We start from the raw sequence: 18,136 nt of genomic DNA on the forward strand, positions 1-18,136 counted from the left end.
GCATTGCTGACTGCGTTGCGGACCGCATTGCCGACCGCATTGCCGACCCATGACCCTGTTGAAAAGAAAATCGATCGAAGCCGTGGCTTCGCGCCGCCCCGCGCGCGGCGAACGCGAGCGCGCCGCGCGCCGCCACGATCGCGACACGGCCGCCGACCGTGACCCGAGCGACGAGAAACGGATGACGCCGCGCTTTGCGCCGGTGACCTTCTCCGAATGGAACGGCGTGCGCTATCTGCATTTCGGCACCGAGTGGGTGCAGGGCGCGATGCGGCTGCGCAAGCCCGATGCGATCGAGCTGGAGTACGCGCAGCAGATGATGGCGTGGCTGTTGTTCCTGTCGCCGTCGCAGCGCGATTTCCATATCGCGCAGCTGGGCCTGGGCGCGGCCTCGCTGACGAAGTTTTGCCACCGGCATTTCGCCAGCGCGCGCGTCACCGCGGTGGAGCTCAATCCCGCCGTGATCGTCGCGGGTCGCAGCATGTTCGGCCTGCGCGAGAACGACGCGCGGCTGACCGTGCGCGAACAGGACGCCTGGGACTATGTGATGGACCCCGCCAGCACCGGCGCGCACGACGTGCTGCAGGTCGACCTGTACGACGCCACCGCGCGCGGGCCGGTGCTCGACACCACGGCGTTCTACAAGGCCTGCCGGCGCGTGCTGAAGGACCCCGGCGTGATGACGATCAACCTGTTCGGCGACCACGACAGCTTTCCGAAGAACATCGTGCGGATCTGCGAGGCGTTCGACGATCGCGTGCTGGTGTTTCCCGAGGTGCACGACGGCAACGTCATCGCGCTGGCCTTCAATGGGCCGGCGATCGACATCGATTGGGAAACGCTGGACCAGCGCGCGCGCGTGGTGCAGGAAGCGACGGGCCTGCCGGCGCGCCAGTGGGTCAAGGGCTTGCGCAGGGCGAATGCGCGGCAGGAGGAGCGGTTGAGGATCTAGGCGGACTATATTGCCGGCCGTGGTGTTCTCCCTCTCCCCCTCAGGGGGAGAGGGCTGGGGAGAGGGAGGTGGTTTTCGAGCGCGGCGGTGTCGGGACCGCCGTTGCCCTCTCCCCCAACCCCTCTCCCGCGCGCGGGAGAGGGGAGCCGCTAGCCCGATTCGGGCGCTATCTGTCGCTATTCCTTGCGGAAGAACTGCGCCAGCGACCATTCGTCGGTGCGCGCTTCGTAGCGGATGCCCTTGCGCATCGCCCACATCGCCAGCTGGCTGTGCGACGGAATGATGGCGTGGTCGGCCAGTGCGAATTTGGCGGCGGTGCGGGCGTTCTCCTCGCGCGCCTTGTCGCTGCTGATCGTGGTCAGCGAGGTCTCGATCAGCTTGTCCAGCTGCGGATTGCTGTAGCGCCCCCAGTTCCACGTGCCATAGCCGGTCTTGGGATCGGGCGTGCCGGTGATCGAGCGCAGCGCGACGTCGGCCGCGGCCGAGCCCCAACCCAGCATCTGGAACGAGAAATCGCCCTGGCGCGCGCGCGTGAAGTACGCCGCCACCGGCATGGTCTCCACCTTGGTCTGGATGCCGATGCGCGTCAGCATGCTGGCGGTAGCCTGCGCCACCTGCGCGTCGTTCAGGTAGCGGTTGTTGGTCGCATGCAGCGTCAGGCCGAAGCCGTCCGGGTAGCCCGCCTGCGCCAGCAGCTGCCTGGCGCGCTGCGGATCGTAGGCGTCGGGCTTGGTGCCCGGATGGCCGAAGATCTGCGGCGAGACGATCGACGAGGCGGGCACCGCCAGGCCCTCCATGATGCGCGAGACGATCGCGTCGCGGTTCAGCGCGTGGCTGATCGCGGCGCGCACGCGCGCGTCCTTGAACGGGTTCTTGCCGAGCGGCTTGCCGGCGCGGTCGGTCACATAAGGCGGGTTGTCGCGCGACTGGTCCATCTGCCAGAAGATCGTGCGCCACGAGACCTGCTGCTCGATGCGAAAGCGTGCGTCCTTCTTCAGCTTCGCCACGTCGGCCGACGGCACGCTCTCGATCACGTCGACATCGCCGGCCAGCAGCGCCGAGGTGCGCGCGCCGCTGTCGGTGATGATGCGGAACACCGCGCGGTCCCACTCGGGTTTCGGGCCCCAGTAATCCGGATTGCGCTCCATCACGATCTCGCTGCCGCGCGCGAAGCGGACGAACTTGAACGGCCCGGTGCCGATCATCGCCTTGCCGCTGTCGAAGTCCGTCTGGTTCAGCGTCGCCGCGATGCGCTTGGGCATGATCGGCACGCTGTTCAGGTCGTTGGCGAGGTTGGCGTAGTTGCGCACGTTCATCGTCAGCCGCACCGTCAGCGGGTCCGGCGTGTCGATTCGCGCGATCGGCTTGGTGTAGCTGGTGAACGAGCCCGGCGCGTTGGTCAGCTTCTCGGGGCGCTGCAGCGACGCCTTGACGTCCTCGCTGGTGAAGGGCGAGCCGTCGTGCCACTTGACGTTGGGACGCAGCTTGATTTCCCAAGTGGTCGCGTCGATCGGCTTCCACGACAGCGCGAGCCCCGGGATGTAGCGGGCGTTCTTGTCCATGAACACCAGCGATTCGAAGATATGCAGTGCGATCGCGTTGTTGGGCCCCGCGTTGTTCCAGTGCGGGTCCATCGACGTGACGTCGGCCGCCAGGCCGATGCGCAGGTCCTCGGCCTGCGCGGCGCCGGCGGGCAGCAGCGTGAAGGCCGCGCTGGCACCGAGCGTGGCCAGCAGCGCGGCGCTGGCCTGCAGCCAGCCGCGGCGCGATGGCAGGGCAGGGGTGGTCTGGCGAAACGGGTGAAGGGGGCGTTGGCGGTGCGGCATCGTTGCTTGGCTCCTGGTACGGGCCTGCGCGGTGGCTGCTGGTGTGCTGTTGCTGCTGCTGCGGCCGAGGCGGGCAGGCGGGTTCGCGGATGGCTTTGATGCGCATTGTGCCGATAAATGGCGGGCCGCGTGCGATGCGTGCGTCATATGCTTATGGCGAGCGCGGGCGCCAATGGGGCTCGGCGAATCGCGCCGGGCGGAATCGCCCCCGGTAGAATCGCGCCCATGTTCGCCAACTCCCGCCCGATCGCATCGGCCCAGACTGATGCCCACCAGCAGCTCGCCACCCGTGTCGCCCGCCATCTCGCCGAGCCGTTCCGCAAGCCGATCGGCGAGGTCAGCCGGCGCGCGCTCGATGCGGCGCTGGCCAGCTGGCAGGCCGCCGGCGGGGCGCCGCTGATTCTCGATGCCGGCTGCGGCGTCGGCGAAAGCACGCTGCGGCTGGCACAGGCGCATCCCGACCACTTCGTCATCGGCGTGGACCAGTCGGAGAAGCGGCTGACGGCCGGCAAGGACTGGTGGCAGGGCGCGCTGCCGGACAACTTCGTCTGGGCCCGCGCCGATCTGGTCGACGTCTGGCGCCTGCTGCAGCGCCACCGCATCGCGGTGGCGCGCCACTACGTGCTGTATCCGAATCCGTGGCCGAAGATCGGTCACCTGGGGCGGCGCTGGCATGGCCATGCGGTGTTCCCGGCGCTGGCCGCTTGCGGCGACTATCTGGAGTGCCGCAGCAACTGGCCCGTCTATATCGACGAATTCGCGCAGGCGCTCGCGCTGGTGGGCCGGCCCGCGCGTACCGAGCCGTTGCATCCCGAGCCACCGATGACGCCGTTCGAACGCAAGTACCAGGCCTCGGGCCATCCGCTGTGGCGCTGCGTCAGCGAGGGACCGGCGCCCCAATGAAAACGGCCCGCATCGCTGCGGGCCGTGGACCTGTCTGTCGTCCTCGCGAAAGCGGGGATCCAGTGACTGCAGTGGTTCGCAAGACGCTGGGTCCCCGGCTGCGCGGGGACGACGGGGATGCGAAACCTCAGTGGAACAGCGGCTGCTGCGTCGGCGCGTCCTCGGGCAGTTCGGCGTGCACGATCTCGCCGGAACGGTCGGCGTACAGCGGCGTGCCGCAGTCCTCGCAGTATTCGGGATCGAACAGCGAGGCGTGGCGAAAGATATCGTCGACGCCGGCGTTGCGCAGTTCCTCGCAGATCTGTTCGAGCGGATTGCCTTGCCCGCTGTCGTCGATCTCGCCCGACTCGCGGCCGTAGACCGGCCAGACGATGCCGTAGATCACGTCCTTCTCGCCGCGCATCGTGAACGCGACGCGGTATTCCTCGACCTCGTCCTCGCCGAATGCCGCGGTCACCGCCGCCAGCTGGCCCGCGGTGATATCGAGCGTGCCGCACAGATAGTTGACCGCGGCCCGCACCGTCAGCGGACGGATGCTCTTGTCCGACTCGCGGCACGACAGGAAGAAGGCGTCGGGCAGCAGCAGCTCGAATTCGCAGCCGGGCAGCAGCAGCGCCAGCGAGGGCTGGACCTGCGTGCGCCATTGCTCGAGGCAGACCGAGCGCTCGGCGTGGTGTTCTTTCGACTCTTCTTGCCAGCGGAACAGCGGCTGCTCGTGCTCGGCGACGACCACCGCCAGCAGATAGCGCGGGTCGGCCAGGATGGGCGCCGTCTCCGGCAGGTCGCGCAGGTCGACCTTGGGCGCGACGCCGGCCAGCGCGGCCGAGATCAGCTTGTGGGTCAGCGCGAAGGTGTCGCTATGGGTGCGCGGCAGCTGGTCGATGCTGTACAGATAGGGCGACAGCGCCATGCGGGCGTTGGAGGCCACCACATGCGCCTGCAGGTGCACGGCCAGCGTCTGCGCCTGCTCGGGCTTGAGCGCGCCGGACGGAATCGCGTAGCGGGTGTGGGCCAGGATCGGCGCCGCGATCAGCAGCGCGTCGTAACGCACGCCGTCGATCTCGACCGTGGCGGATTCGGCCAGCGTCTCGGCCTGCTCGGCGAGCACGTCGGAGGCGTCGACGTTGTGCTTGAACAGATGCTCGAGCGCGGCGTCCAGCGCGGACTGGCTGCCGTTTTTCAGCAGCCGGCCCAGGCGTTGCGATAGGCGCCGTTCCCAATACGCGTCCTCCATGCGGCTACCGGACGCGTCGAGCGCGAGCGCGTCGGCGACCAGACGCTCGGCGTCCGGCGACAGTCGTTGAGAGGCCTTGGGGCGAAAACCTGCCATATGCTGAGTTCATCCGTTTTTCGGTAAAACGGTATTCTACTCGTTGCGTTGACACGGCCCAGCGAACGCATGGGCAAACCCTGATGGATCGGCCATGTGCCGCTGGGGCGGCGTGTCGGCGTCCGGCGCCTGTCCGGCACAAGTGTGACGCCTCGGAACGGTGTCCGCCTGGGATTCGGGCCCGTCAGGGCCGCCGGGTCACTTCTGGGTCGCGGTCTCGCCCGAGGCCGGTGCGTGGGTTTCGGCGCCGTGCTGCTCGCCGCCCATCGAGACGTCGCCGCCTCCCTGCATCAGCAGCATCAGGGCGGCGCCGGCGATGACGATAAAGGCGATCAGGATCTTGGCCATGCTTGTCTCCTAAGTCTCGATGGCGGCCCCTGGAGCGGGGCCGCGCTGTTCTACGAATGAGACCGAGTGTGGCAGCGCAGCCTTGCGTGGAACTTACATACGTGCGCGCTGGAGCCATGACAGATTCATGACACGGCCATGGCGCCCGGTCGCACCGGACCCGGGGCCATGGCGCGGCGCCTGAGCAGCGACTAAGCCACCAGCAGCTGCCGCAGCACGAACGGCAGGATGCCGCCGTGGTTGAAGTAGTCGACCTCGATCGGCGTGTCGATGCGCAGCAGCAGCGGCACGCGCTGGGTCTGGCCGCCGTCGCGGTGGATCACCAGCGTGACGTCCTGCTGCGGGCGCAGTTCGCCCTCGATGCCTTCGATGTCGAAGGTCTCGGTGCCGGTCAGGCCCAGCGACTGCGCGCTGTCCTCGCCCTTGAACTGCAGCGGCAGCACGCCCATGCCGACCAGGTTCGAGCGGTGGATCCGCTCGAAGCTGCGCGCGATCACGGCCTTGACGCCCAGCAGCTGCGTGCCCTTTGCCGCCCAGTCGCGCGACGAGCCGGTGCCGTATTCCTCGCCGCCGAACACCACGGTCGGCGTGCCTTCGGCGATGTACTGCATCGCCGCGTCGTAGATCGACAGCTGTTCGCCAGACGGCTGGAACAGCGTGTAGCCGCCCTCGACGCGGGTGCCGTCTTCCCGCGGCGGGATCATCAGGTTCTTGATGCGGACATTGGCGAACGTGCCGCGCATCATCACCTCATGGTTGCCGCGGCGCGAGCCGTAGCTGTTGAAGTCGGCTTTCAGCACGCCGTTCTCGAGCAGGTACTTGCCGGCCGGCGAGGTGTCCTTGATCGAGCCCGCGGGCGAGATATGGTCGGTGGTCACCGAGTCGCCAAAGATGCCGAGCGCGCGGGCGCCGCGGATGCTGCGCGCGCCGCTGTCCGGCTCCATCGTGAAGTTCTCGAAGAACGGCGGCTGCGCGATATAGGTCGACTTCGGCCAGTCGTAGACCTGGCCCGAGGTGCCCTTGATCTTGCCCCACAGCGTGCTCGGCTTCTTGACCTTCTCGTAGTTGTCCTTGAAGGTCTCCTCGTCCATTGCGAAGCGCATCAGCGCGTTGACCTCGTCCGAGGTCGGCCAGATGTCGCCGATATAGATGTCGCGCCCGTTCTTGCCCTTGCCCAGCGGCTCGGTCATCAGGTCGCACAGGATATTGCCCGCGATCGCATAGGCCACGACCAGCGGCGGCGAGGCGAGGAAGTTGGCGCGGATGTTCGGATGGATGCGCGCCTCGAAGTTGCGGTTGCCGGACAGCACCGCGGCGGCCACCAGGTCGTTCTGCACGATGGCCTCGTTCAGCGACGGGGTCAGGTCGCCGGCATTGCCGATGCAGGTGGTGCAGCCGTAGGCGGTGACGCCGAAGCCCAGCTTCTCCAGGTACGGCAGCAGGCCGGCGGCCTTCAGGTATTCGGTGACCACGCGGCTGCCGGGGGCGAGCGACGTCTTGATGTGCGGCGCGACGTGCAGGCCCGCCTGCACCGCCTTCTTGGCCAGCAGCCCGGCGGCCAGCATCACGCTGGGGTTCGACGTGTTGGTGCACGAGGTGATCGCCGCGATCAGCACGTCGCCGTTGCGCACCGAAATGCCGTCCGAGGTCTTGTAGACGCGCTCCAGGTCGGCCGGGTCCTTGCTGAAGCCGTTCTCGGCGACCGGCTTGCTGAACAGGTCGGCGAAGGTCTGCTTGACGTTGCCGATCTCGATCCGGTCCTGCGGACGCTTGGGGCCGGCCAGCGACGGCGCGACGGTCGACAGGTCCAGCGTCAGCACCTTGGTGTAGTCGATCTCGCCGGCGCGCGGCACGCCGAACAGTTGCTGGGCGCGGAAATAGGCCTCGAACGCGGCGATCTCCTCGGGCGTGCGGCCGGTACCGCGGAAATACTCGATGGTCTTCTCGTCGACCGGGAAGAAGCCCATGGTCGCGCCGTACTCCGGCGACATGTTGCCGATGGTGGCGCGGTCCGGCACCGACAGGCTGGCGGTGCCTTCGCCGAAGAACTCGACGAACTTGCCTACCACCTTCTCGCGGCGCAGCATCTCCGTGATCGTCAGCACCAGGTCGGTGGCGGTGACGCCTTCGCGCAGCCGGCCCTGCAGTTCGACGCCGACCACGTCCGGCGTCAGGAAGTAGACCGGCTGGCCCAGCATGCCTGCCTCGGCCTCGATGCCGCCGACGCCCCAGCCGACCACGCCGATGCCGTTGATCATCGTCGTGTGCGAATCGGTGCCGACCAGCGTGTCCGGGTAGTAGACGCCTTCCTTCTGGTGGACACCGCGCGCCAGGTATTCGAGATTGACCTGGTGCACGATGCCGAAGCCGGGCTGCACCACGCCGAAGGTGTCGAACGCCTGCATGCCCCACTTCATGAACTGGTAGCGCTCGTTGTTGCGCTGGAATTCGAGCTGCATGTTCAGGTCCAGCGCCTTCTTCTCGCGGAAGTGGTCGACCTGCACCGAGTGGTCGACCACCAGGTCGACCGGCACCAGGGGCTCGATCTTCTTCGGGTTCTGGCCCATCTTCTCGGCCACGTTGCGCATCGCGGCCAGGTCGGCCAGCAGCGGCACGCCGGTGAAGTCCTGCAGCACCACGCGGGCGACCACGAACGGGATCTCGTCGACGCGCGCGCCGTTCGGGTCCCAGTTGGCCAGCTGGCGCACGTGTTCCTCGGTCACCTTCTTGCCGTCGCAGTTGCGCAGCACCGATTCGAGCACCAGGCGGATCGACACCGGCAGGCGCTCGACGGCGACGCCCAGGGCCTTGCCCAGCTGCGGCAGCGAGTAGAACTGTCCCTTGGTGGAAGGGCCGATCTGGAATTCTTTGAGCGTGTCGTTCAAGTTGTGGGGCATTGCCTGACTCCAATCGAAGAGGTGCTGTTTGCGGGACTTCGTGCGGACTTCGTACGGGACGTTGTGTGAGCTTCGCTGCGCGTCGGCATCACGTGGCGGATGGCCATGGCGGAGAACGCGGTGCTGGGTGACGGCATCAGCATTACTTTATGCGTCACCTCCGGCACGGGCAACCCGCACGCCACTTGGGGCTTTGCGCATGCTATACCAGTAAAAGAGCGGAACAAATCACATCTTGGGATGGTTACCCGAGACGCCCGATCGGTAACCGAAGGGCAACCCAAGGATGCCGCGCCGGGGCCGATACGACTTTTCACGGCGCTAGATGACATACAGATCGACGTACTCGTGCACCGGCATGGCCTCCAGCGCCGCCTGGTCCAGCGACACGTCGAGGATCGCCTGCTGCTGTTTCGGCGGGAAGCGGCGTGCCAGGTTCGTCCTGAACTTCTCGACCAGCAGCGGGATGCCGTCCGCGCGGCGGCGCCGGTGCCCGATCGGGTATTCGACCGCCACCTCGGGCAGCACCGTGCCGTCGGCCAGCTCCACCGTCAGCGCATTGGCGATCGAGCGCTTGTCCGGATCGTGATAGTCGGCGGTAAAGCCGGCATCCTCGACGCAGACGATCTTTTCGCGCAGCGCGTCGATGCGCGGATCGGCGGCGACACTGTCCTCGTAATCCTCGGCGGTCAGCCGGCCGAACAGCAGCGGCACCGCCACCATGTACTGGATGCAGTGGTCGCGGTCGGCCGGATTGGCCAGCGGCCCCTGCTTGTCGATGATCCGCAGGCATGCCTCGTGGGTGCGGATGGTCACGCGCCGGATCTCGGCCGCGCCCCGGCCCATGCCGTTCAGCAGCCCGTGCAGCGTCATCGCGGCTTCGACCGCGGTCTGGGCGTGGAATTCGGCCGGGAACGAGATCTTGAACAGCACGTTTTCCATCACGTAGGAGCTGTACGGGCGCTGGAAGCGGAACGGCTTGCCGCCGAACAGCACGTCGTAGAAGCCCCAGGTCTTTGCCGTCAGCACCGAGGGATACCCCATCTCGCCGGTCCTGGCGATCAGCGCCAGCCGCACCGCGCGGCTGGTGGCGTCGCCGGCCGCCCAGCTCTTGCGGCTGCCGGTGTTCGGCGCATGCCGGTAGGTGCGCAGGCTCTGGCCGTCGACCCAGGCCAGCGACAGCGCATTGACGATCTCGTCGCGCGACAGGCCCAGCATCTGCGCGACCACCGCGGTCGAGGCGACCTTGACCAGCACCACATGGTCCAGCCCGACCTTGTTGAACGCGTTCTCCAGCGCGATGCAGCCCTGGATCTCGTGGGCCTTGATCATCGCGGTCAGCACGTCCTTCATCGTCAGCGGCTTTCTGCCGGCCGCGACGCGCTGGCGCGACAGCCAGTCGGCGGTGGCCAGGATGCCGCCGAGGTTGTCGGACGGATGGCCCCATTCGGCCGCCAGCCAGGTGTCGTTGAAGTCCAGCCAGCGGATCATCGTGCCGATGTTGAAGGCGGCCTGTACCGGGTCCAGCTGGAACTGGGTGCCGGGGACCCGGGCGCCGTGCGGCACCACGGTACCCGGCACGAGCGGGCCGAGCAGCTTGGTGCAGGCAGGGTAGGACAGCGCCTCGAGGCCGCAGCCCAGCGTATCGATCAGGCAGTTGCGGGCAGTGTCGTAGGCGAGGGCGCTCTTGACCTGGTACCGGGTCACATAGTCGGCAATGTCGACCAGTACCTGGTCCGGCTCGGGACGGGCGTCCGGACGGAGGTCCGGACGCAGATTCGGATGGAGATGCGGATTGGCTGCCGACACGACACTTCCCCTCGGTGTGGTGCTGCGTGGCCCCGCGGGCAGGCACCCGCGGGGCCGGGTGCCGCGTCTTACTGGCGCGGCGCCGCTTGCTGCTCGGTGGCGCCGGCAGCCGGAGCCGCGGCGGCCGGAGCGGCCGGAGTGGCCGCGGCAGGCTCGGTACCCTGGGCCGGCGTCGACGGCGCGACCAGCAGCGGCCGGGTCACCGGGGCGCGCAGCGCGCCGGACTGGGTCGGCGCGGCGGCGCCGGCCAGCATCGCGGAGGTCTGGCACTCGTCCGCCAGGCGCTGGCCGTGGTTGCGGTCGAACAGCATGGCCTTGCTCGGGATCACCACCAGGTCCAGGCCCGATTGCGGGTCGAAATAGCGGTCGGCGCCGGTCACCGTGGCCTGGCGCGGCAGGCGGTGGTTGCGGCCGTCCCAGTGCACGGTGATCACTTCGTCGCGCAGCATGTTGCCGGCGACGTACAGCGACTTGCCCAGTTCGCACTGCCACTTCTCGCCTTCCGGTACCACCGGGGCCGCGGCGGCCGCGGCCTTGGTCGTGCGTTTCTTGCTGCTGGCCTTGGCCTTCGGTTTGGCGGCGCTCTTCTTGGCCGTGCTGGCCTTCTTGGCGGTTTCCTGGGCGATGGCGGCGCTGCCGGCCGACAGCGTGAAGACGCCGAGGCAGGCGGCGAGCAGGAGGTGTTTCATCGGATACTTCCTCGAGATGATGGGTGGATGCGGAAATTGCAGGTTTGATTCTGCGGATTCTGCGCTGTCGCGCTTGTTGTTGTTGGCCTTGCGGGCATGCCGGTCCGGGTTCGGCCCGGACGCGGCGCCGCTATTCTCTCCGATTTGCCGGACCGCCGGCGCACCGTCTTTCGCGATGGCTGCGATGGCTCCGGTCGTGGGCCCGGCAGCCGGCTCAGCCGAAAAACAGTTCCGTCACATTGGCCGGCAGCGTGGCGCCGGTCGCATGGGCACGCTGCAGCAGCGCCCAGTAGTAGCGGTAGCTGGCGCGGTCGTGCAGTTCGCCCTGGTGCCGGATCGGCGCCCAGTTGTTCTCGTGCGCGGCCAGCAGGATCGCGCTGGCCAGGCCGATTTCCTCGTGGCCCGGCTGGAAGGCCCGCACGATCGGGCCGATCTGCGCCGGATGGATGCTCCATTTGCGCAGGAAGCCCAGTTCGGCGCGGGCGCGGCGGGCGTCCTCGCCGGCGCGCTCGGGGTTCTGGATATCGGTGCTGACGTTGTGCGACGGCACCTTGCCGTGGCGATGGCAGGCCGCCGCGATCTCCAGCATGGCGCGGCGCACCAGCGGATGCTCGAACTGCTGCGGCGAGCGCATCGCCTCGCCGGGAATCGCGCCGTGATGCGCCGAGACGAAATCCATCAGGCCGAAGCTCAGGCATTCGACCTGCACCAGCGAGGCGATGCGGAACACCTGCTCGAGCGCCGCGTGGGTTTCGATCAGCACATGGATCGGGATATGGCGCGCGATGCCGGCCGCGCGCGCGGCCTGGTTGACGCGGTCGGTCACGCGGGCGACCTCGACCACGTCGGTGACCTTGGGCACCGTCACATAGGCTAGCCGGGCGCCTGCGCCGGCAACCAGGATATCGACGTCGTCGCCCCAGCTCGGGTGCGCCGGGTCGTGGATGCGCACGCCGACGCGGTTGAACAGGTTCAGCGGGCCGTTGATCAGCTGCGCGCACAGCTGCGCGTGTTCGCGCTCGCTGCCGACCGCGGCGCCGTCCTCGCAATCGAGGGTCAGGTCGAACACCGGGCCGAGCTCCTGCTGCAGCGCCAGCGATTTGCGCATCAGCTTCTCGCTGCCGGCATAGTGGTCGCAGACCGGCAGCTGGACCGGTACGGCTTCGCCCTGGAACAAGACTTCGGATGGATGCACGTCGTCTTCGTCTTTAACGGTGTCAAAGGGAATCGGGAAAATGCGGAAAGCGGGTTGGTCCGCCGTGCCGCCTTGCGACAGGCAAGACAACGACGGCAAACGCCGGAACCACCCGTTTACAGCGAAGGCGGCGCGGCCGGTATCGGACGTACGCCTACGCGGGGACCAACAAAAAACCGGGGCCCGCTTCGATGGTTCGATGCGGTGCCCCGGTTTCGCATGCGGCGAAGGGAAGGGTATCAGCCCAGCAGGTGCTGCACGCCGGCGCGTTCCTCTTCCAGTTCCTTCAGCGTGATGTTGATCTTTTCCTGGCTGTAGGCGTCGATCTCGAGGCCCTTGACCAGTTCGTACTTGCCGTTGGCCGTGGTGACCGGGAAGCCGAACATCACGTCCTGCGGAATGCCGTACGAGCCGTCCGACGGGATGCCCATCGTGACCCACTTGCCGTTCGAGCCGAGCACCCAGTCACGCACGTGGTCGATCGCCGCATTGGCGGCCGAGGCAGCCGACGACAGGCCGCGCGCCTCGATGATGGCGGCGCCGCGCTTGCCGACGGTCGGCAGGAACACGTCGTTGTTCCAGGCGTGGTCGTTGATCAGGTCCTTGACGCTCTGGCCGTCGACGGTCGCGTAGCGGTAGTCGGCGTACATGGTCGGGCTGTGGTTGCCCCAGACGAACAGCTTCTCGATCGACGACACCGGCTTGCCGGTCTTGGTGGCGATCTGCGACAGCGCGCGGTTGTGGTCCAGGCGCAGCATCGCGGTGAAGTTTTCCTTCGGCAGGTTCGGTGCCGACTTCATCGCGATGTAGGCGTTGGTGTTGGCCGGGTTGCCGACCACCAGCACCTTGACGTTGCGGCTGGCGACTTCGTCCAGCGCCTTGCCCTGCACCGTGAAGATCTGCGCGTTCGCTTCGAGCAGGTCCTTGCGCTCCATGCCCTTGCTGCGCGGACGGGCGCCGACCAGCAGCGCGACGTCGGCATCCTTGAACGCGACCTTGGGATCGTCGGTGATCACCACGCCGGCCAGCAGCGGGAACGCGCAGTCTTCCAGCTCCATCACGACGCCCTTGACGGCGTTCTGGGCCTGCGGCAGGTCCAGCAGCTGCAGGATGACCGGCTGGTCTTTGCCGAGCATGTCGCCGTTGGCGATGCGGAACAGCAGGGAGTAGCCGATCTGGCCAGCGGCGCCGGTCACTGCGACGCGCATGGGGGCTTTAGCCATCTGTAAGTCTCCAAACGAAGAAAGGGAAACCGGCCGGTGCGGCACGAGGCGCGGCGCGCGATCTGTCGCGCGATCGCGCCGGGGCACACCGGGAGGGAGGTTGTCGCCACGGGCGGCGGCGCACCGTCCGGCGCCGGGCTCGGCAGGGCGGGCGGGGGTGCGGCGGCTGCGGAAGACCGCGGATGACGACAAGGCGTAAGTCTACTGCGAAGCCGCGGACCGCATCCAGCCGTATTCCGGCGGAGGCGGACGCGACAGCACCACAGCGCACCCGCAGCGCGCACCGGGGGCGCACGAGACGGCGCGAGTGTAGGCGCCGTGGCATGCGCTGTCAATTCATATGTCTTATATAAGACATAAGACATTTGATGCAGCGCTGGACGCGCTTTGCCGATCTGTGGTGAAATCCGCCTATGTCCACGTTGCCCACGTCCCTCGCCGCCGCCGTACCGGCCGCGCAAGACGGCGCCGCCACGCCCGGCGCCGGGACGTCGGCGTCCGCGCCCGCCAGTGTGCCGCCGGCTTCGGCCGCCTCCAGCGCCGCCGCCGGCGGCGTCTCCCCGACCTTCAGCCCGCTGTACCAGCAGATCAAGTCGCTGATCCTGCAGAGCCTGCAGTCCGGCGAATGGAAGCCGGGCGAGATGATTCCGAGCGAAATGGAGCTGGCGGCCCGCTATAAGGTCAGCCAGGGCACGGTGCGCAAGGCCATCGACGAGCTCGCCGCCGAGAACCTGGTGGCGCGCCGGCAGGGCAAGGGTACCTTCGTGACGACCCATCACGAGGACGTGGTGAAGTTCCGATTCCTGCGGCTGGTCCCGGACGAGGGCGAGCCGCACTACGGCGCCAGCCGGGTGCTCGAATGCAAGCGCCTGCGGGCGCCCGCCGAGATCGCGCGGCTGCTCGATATCCGCACCGGCGACAGCGTCGTGCAGATCCGCCGCGTGCTGTTCTTCTCCGGCGAAGCCACCGTGCTCGACGACATCTGGCTGCTGGGCGCCAACTTCAAGGGTCTGACGGCGGAAAAGCTGACCGAGTGGAAAGGGCCGATGTACGCGCTGTTCGAGGCCGAGTTCGGTACGCGCATGGTGCGCGCCACCGAGAAGATCCGCGCGGTCAGCGCCGACGAGACCGCCGCCGCGCTGCTGTCGGTCGAACCCGGCTCGCCGCTGCTGTCGGTCGAGCGGGTCTCGTTCACCTACGGCGACCGTCCCGTCGAAGTACGGCGCGGGCTGTATGTGACCACGCGGCACTATTACCAGAACGATCTGAGCTGACCGGCGCCGCGCGCTCAGGCGCGAACTGGGCGAAGACGCGGGCGATTGTCGGGGCGATTGTCGGAGCGATTTTCTGGGCGATTGTTGCGCGCCTTGCCGCCAACCGCGGCCGGCATTGCGCAGGGCGATCGGAATGCGCGGCAAAGGGTGGAAATCCGGTTCGCGCGGCCGTCGCGCGATCGTCGCAAAGCGGCGTTGCACGCGATTGTCGCGGCCGCCATGTTGGTGTGCGATAGTCGAAAATTATTGGTGCGCCGCGCAACAAAGGCGCTAAAATCACGTGGATTTGCACATTGTGCATTCGGCTCTTTCGTTTTTTTATCGCTAATGGGGTCTCGCATGGCTGAAGCCGTCAAACAAGCCAGGCCGGAGTTCCGGAATATCGGTATCGGGCAACTCGCACGCTACCGGTTGCCCTGGGCCGGCAAGGTGTCCATCCTGCATCGCGTCAGCGGTGCGCTGCTGTTCCTCCTCCTTCCTTTCATCCTCTACCTCTTCGAGCAGAGCGTCACTTCCGAACTGAGCTTCGCAAAGTTCTCGGCCCTTCTGTCCGGTGGCTTCGTCAAGCTGGTTCTGCTGGTTCTGATCTGGGGCTATCTGCATCATTTCTGCGCCGGTATCCGCTTCCTTCTGCTGGACATGCACGTCGGCGTCGACAAGCCGTCGTCGGCCAAGTCGGCCATCGCCGTGCTGATCGTCAGCCTGCTGCTGACCGCGGTGTTCGGCCTGAAGCTGTTCGGCGTGTTTTGAGGAGCATGCAAGGTGGCAAATAACAATATCGGTCCCAAGCGTCTGGTCGTCGGTGCCCACTACGGCATGAAGGAATGGCTGGTCCAACGCGTGACCGCCGTGGTGATGGTGATCTACACCGTCGTGCTGGCGGTGGCGTTCCTGTTGTCGAACGGTGCCTCGTATGAGGGCTGGGCAGGCCTGTTCGCCAATCAATGGATGAAGATCCTGACGTTCGTCACGATCCTGTCGCTGCTCTATCACGCCTGGATCGGCGTGCGCGACATCTGGATGGACTATGTGAAGCCGATGGCGGTTCGCCTCGTGCTGCAAGTTCTTACGATTCTGTGGCTCGTCGGATGCGCGGGCTACGCTGCTCAGATTCTCTGGAGGGTGTAATTCATGGTCGCAGTCAAGACTGGATTGCCGCGTCGGCGCTTTGACGTGGTCATCGTCGGGGCGGGCGGCGCCGGGATGCGCGCATCCCTCCAGCTCGCGGAAGCCGGCCTGAACGTCGCCGTGCTCTCCAAGGTGTTCCCCACGCGCTCGCACACGGTGGCGGCGCAGGGCGGCATCGGTGCCTCGCTCGGCAACATGAGCGAGGACAACTGGCACTATCACTTCTACGACACGGTCAAGGGCTCGGACTGGCTGGGCGACCAGGACGCCATCGAGTTCATGTGCCGTGAAGCGCCGAAGGTGGTCTACGAGCTCGAGCACTTCGGCATGCCGTTCGACCGCAACCCCGACGGCACGATCTATCAGCGCCCGTTCGGCGGCCACACCGCCAACTACGGCGAGAAGCCGGTGCAGCGTGCCTGCGCCGCGGCCGACCGTACCGGCCACGCGCTGCTGCACACCCTGTACCAGCGCAACGTCCGCGCCAAGACCCACTTCTTCGTCGAGTGGATGGCGCTGGACCTGATCCGCGACCAGGACGGCGACGTGCTGGGCGTGACCGCGCTGGAAATGGAAACCGGCGAGGTCTACATCCTCGAGGCCAAGACCACGCTGTTCGCCACCGGCGGCGCCGGCCGCATCTACGCCGCGTCGACCAACGCCTTCATCAACACCGGTGACGGCCTGGGCATGGCGGCGCGCGCTGGCGTGCCGCTGGAAGACATGGAGTTCTGGCAGTTCCACCCGACCGGCGTGGCCGGCGCGGGCGTGCTGATCACCGAAGGCGTGCGCGGCGAAGGCGGCATCCTGCGCAACAAGGATGGCGAACGCTTCATGGAGCGCTACGCGCCGACGCTGAAGGACCTGGCGCCGCGCGACTTCGTCTCGCGCTCGATGGACCAGGAAATCAAGGAAGGCCGCGGCTGCGGTCCGAACGGCGACTACGTGCTGCTCGACCTGACCCACGTCGGCGCCGAGAAGATCATGAAGCGCCTGCCGTCGATCCGCGAGATCGGCCTGAAGTTCGCCAACGTCGACGCGATCAAGGAACCGATCCCGGTCGTGCCGACCATCCACTACCAGATGGGCGGCATTCCGACCAACTACTACGGCCAGGTCGTGGTGCCGAAGAACGGCAATCCGAACGAGGTCGTCAACGGCTTCTACGCGATCGGCGAATGCTCGTGCGTGTCGGTGCACGGCGCCAACCGCCTGGGCACCAATTCGCTGCTGGACCTGGTGGTGTTCGGCCGCGCCGCCGGCAACCACATCATCTCGACCGCGCTCAAGCAGAAGGAACACAAGCCGCTGCCGGCCGACGCCGCCGACCTCGCGCTGTCGCGCCTCGCGAAGCTGCAGTCGTCCTCGTCGGGGGAGTATGCGCAGGACGTCGCCAACGACATCCGCCGCAACATGCAGTCGCACGCCGGCGTGTTCCGCACGCAGAAGCTGATGGACGAAGGCGTGCAGCGCATCCTGGAAGTGGCCGAGCGCGCCGACAGCATCCACCTGAAGGACAAGTCGAAGGTGTTCAACACCGCGCTGGTCGAGGCGCTGGAAGTGGCCAACCTGGTCGAAGTGGCCAAGGCCACGATGATCTCGGCGGCGGCCCGCAAGGAATCGCGCGGCGCCCACGCCCACAGCGACTTCCCGACCCGCGACGACGAGAACTGGCTCAAGCACTCGCTGTTCTACAGCGAAGGGAACCGTCTCGACTACAAGCCGGTCAAGATGCAGCCGCTGACGGTGGAAAGCGTTCCGCCCAAGGCCCGCACCTTCTAAGCACCGCGTAGGCGACTACAGACGACTACAGGACCCACAGAAATGAAGCGTATTTTCGAAGTCTACCGCTACGATCCGGACAAGGACGCGGCGCCCCGCATGCAGACCTACGAGGTCGAGCTCGACGGTCACGAACGCATGCTGCTCGATGCCCTGGTCAAGCTCAAGAAGCTCGACGAGAGCATCTCGTTCCGCCGCTCCTGCCGCGAAGGCGTGTGCGGTTCGGACGCGATGAACATCAACGGCAAGAACGGCCTGGCGTGCCTGACCAACATGCGCGAGCTGCCGGACCGCATCGTGCTGCGTCCGCTGCCGGGCCTGCCCGTCGTGCGCGACCTGATCGTCGACATGACGCAGTTCTTCAAGCAGTACCACTCGATCAAGCCGTTCCTGATCAACGACGAGCCGCCCCCCGAGAAGGAGCGCCTGCAGACGCCGGAAGAGCGCGACGAGCTCGACGGCCTGTACGAGTGTATTCTGTGCGCGAGCTGCTCGACCTCGTGCCCGTCGTTCTGGTGGAACCCGGACAAGTTCGTCGGCCCGGCCGGCCTGCTGCAGGCCTACCGCTTCATCGCCGACAGCCGCGACCAGGCCACCGGCCAGCGTCTGGACGACCTGAACGACCCGTATCGCCTGTTCCGCTGCCACACCATCATGAACTGCGTGGATGTGTGCCCGAAGGGACTGAATCCGACCAAGGCGATCGGCAAGATTCGGGAATTGATGGTTCGCCGCGCGGTCTGAACCTGCTGGACCGGACGACGCCGCGCGGCGTCGTCC

Annotated in this window: 15 protein-coding genes; 7 read left to right on the forward strand and 8 right to left on the reverse strand. The window is 67.1% G+C overall.

Going from position 1 to position 18,136, the window contains the following annotated elements:
* Positions 1-49: 49 nt before the first annotated feature.
* Entirely contained in the window at positions 50-952 is a 903-nt protein-coding gene (locus LRR16_RS11060; RefSeq protein WP_232205864.1) for a spermidine synthase, read from the forward strand.
* Between the two features lie 176 nt (positions 953-1,128).
* Here LRR16_RS11060 and LRR16_RS11065 read toward each other — a convergent pair whose 3' ends face one another.
* A complete protein-coding gene (locus LRR16_RS11065) occupies positions 1,129-2,778 on the reverse strand; it encodes an ABC transporter substrate-binding protein (protein ID WP_232205865.1) in 1,650 nt (549 codons plus the stop codon).
* A gap of 225 nt (positions 2,779-3,003) precedes the next feature.
* Here LRR16_RS11065 and LRR16_RS11070 point away from each other — a divergent pair, with 225 nt between their 5' ends.
* Complete coding sequence (locus LRR16_RS11070; protein ID WP_232205866.1) at positions 3,004-3,681, forward strand: tRNA (guanosine(46)-N(7))-methyltransferase TrmB; 678 nt, start codon at positions 3,004-3,006, stop codon at positions 3,679-3,681.
* Positions 3,682-3,808: 127 nt separating this feature from the next.
* Here LRR16_RS11070 and LRR16_RS11075 read toward each other — a convergent pair whose 3' ends face one another.
* The 7 genes from LRR16_RS11075 to LRR16_RS11105 all read right to left on the reverse strand — a co-directional run bounded on the left by LRR16_RS11075 (position 3,809) and on the right by LRR16_RS11105 (position 13,172).
* A complete protein-coding gene (locus LRR16_RS11075; protein WP_006579014.1) occupies positions 3,809-5,011 on the reverse strand; it encodes a DUF2863 family protein in 1,203 nt (400 codons plus the stop codon).
* 198 nt (positions 5,012-5,209) lie between these two features.
* Entirely contained in the window at positions 5,210-5,359 is a 150-nt protein-coding gene (locus LRR16_RS11080) for a hypothetical protein (protein WP_023264052.1), read from the reverse strand.
* Positions 5,360-5,550: 191 nt separating this feature from the next.
* Positions 5,551-8,256 (reverse strand): aconitate hydratase AcnA, encoded by a 2,706-nt coding sequence (gene acnA, locus LRR16_RS11085; RefSeq protein ID WP_064575918.1) that lies wholly within the window; start codon positions 8,254-8,256, stop codon positions 5,551-5,553.
* 321 nt (positions 8,257-8,577) lie between these two features.
* Positions 8,578-10,032 carry a bifunctional 2-methylcitrate dehydratase/aconitate hydratase gene (locus tag LRR16_RS11090; RefSeq protein ID WP_232205893.1) on the reverse strand — a complete coding sequence of 485 codons (1,455 nt, stop codon included), beginning with the start codon at positions 10,030-10,032 and terminating at the stop codon, positions 8,578-8,580.
* A gap of 101 nt (positions 10,033-10,133) precedes the next feature.
* Positions 10,134-10,754 (reverse strand): hypothetical protein, encoded by a 621-nt coding sequence (locus tag LRR16_RS11095; RefSeq protein WP_232205867.1) that lies wholly within the window; start codon positions 10,752-10,754, stop codon positions 10,134-10,136.
* A 214-nt stretch (positions 10,755-10,968) separates the two neighbouring features.
* Positions 10,969-11,949: a CoA ester lyase gene (locus LRR16_RS11100; RefSeq protein ID WP_006578854.1), complete on the reverse strand. Its 981-nt coding sequence runs from the start codon at positions 11,947-11,949 to the stop codon at positions 10,969-10,971.
* Positions 11,950-12,188: 239 nt separating this feature from the next.
* The gene (locus LRR16_RS11105) at positions 12,189-13,172 is read right to left on the reverse strand and encodes a malate dehydrogenase (protein ID WP_232205868.1); all 984 of its coding nucleotides are present in this window, start codon (positions 13,170-13,172) and stop codon (positions 12,189-12,191) included.
* 413 nt (positions 13,173-13,585) lie between these two features.
* Between LRR16_RS11105 and LRR16_RS11110 the strand changes: the two genes are divergently transcribed.
* The 5 genes from LRR16_RS11110 (at position 13,586) to LRR16_RS11130 (ending at position 18,100) form a co-directional block, all read left to right on the forward strand.
* Positions 13,586-14,446 (forward strand): GntR family transcriptional regulator, encoded by an 861-nt coding sequence (locus LRR16_RS11110; RefSeq protein ID WP_232205869.1) that lies wholly within the window; start codon positions 13,586-13,588, stop codon positions 14,444-14,446.
* Positions 14,447-14,785: 339 nt separating this feature from the next.
* Entirely contained in the window at positions 14,786-15,196 is a 411-nt protein-coding gene (gene sdhC, locus LRR16_RS11115) for a succinate dehydrogenase, cytochrome b556 subunit (protein ID WP_006578084.1), read from the forward strand.
* A gap of 66 nt (positions 15,197-15,262) precedes the next feature.
* Positions 15,263-15,574: a succinate dehydrogenase, hydrophobic membrane anchor protein gene (gene sdhD / locus LRR16_RS11120; RefSeq protein WP_052511249.1), complete on the forward strand. Its 312-nt coding sequence runs from the start codon at positions 15,263-15,265 to the stop codon at positions 15,572-15,574.
* 3 nt (positions 15,575-15,577) lie between these two features.
* Complete coding sequence (gene sdhA, locus LRR16_RS11125; RefSeq protein WP_006578086.1) at positions 15,578-17,356, forward strand: succinate dehydrogenase flavoprotein subunit; 1,779 nt, start codon at positions 15,578-15,580, stop codon at positions 17,354-17,356.
* 42 nt (positions 17,357-17,398) lie between these two features.
* The gene (locus LRR16_RS11130; RefSeq protein ID WP_006578087.1) at positions 17,399-18,100 is read left to right on the forward strand and encodes a succinate dehydrogenase iron-sulfur subunit; all 702 of its coding nucleotides are present in this window, start codon (positions 17,399-17,401) and stop codon (positions 18,098-18,100) included.
* The last annotated feature ends 36 nt before the right edge of the window (positions 18,101-18,136 follow it).

The organism is Cupriavidus sp. UGS-1, assembly GCF_021213615.1.
In the GTDB taxonomy this organism is placed as follows: domain Bacteria; phylum Pseudomonadota; class Gammaproteobacteria; order Burkholderiales; family Burkholderiaceae; genus Cupriavidus.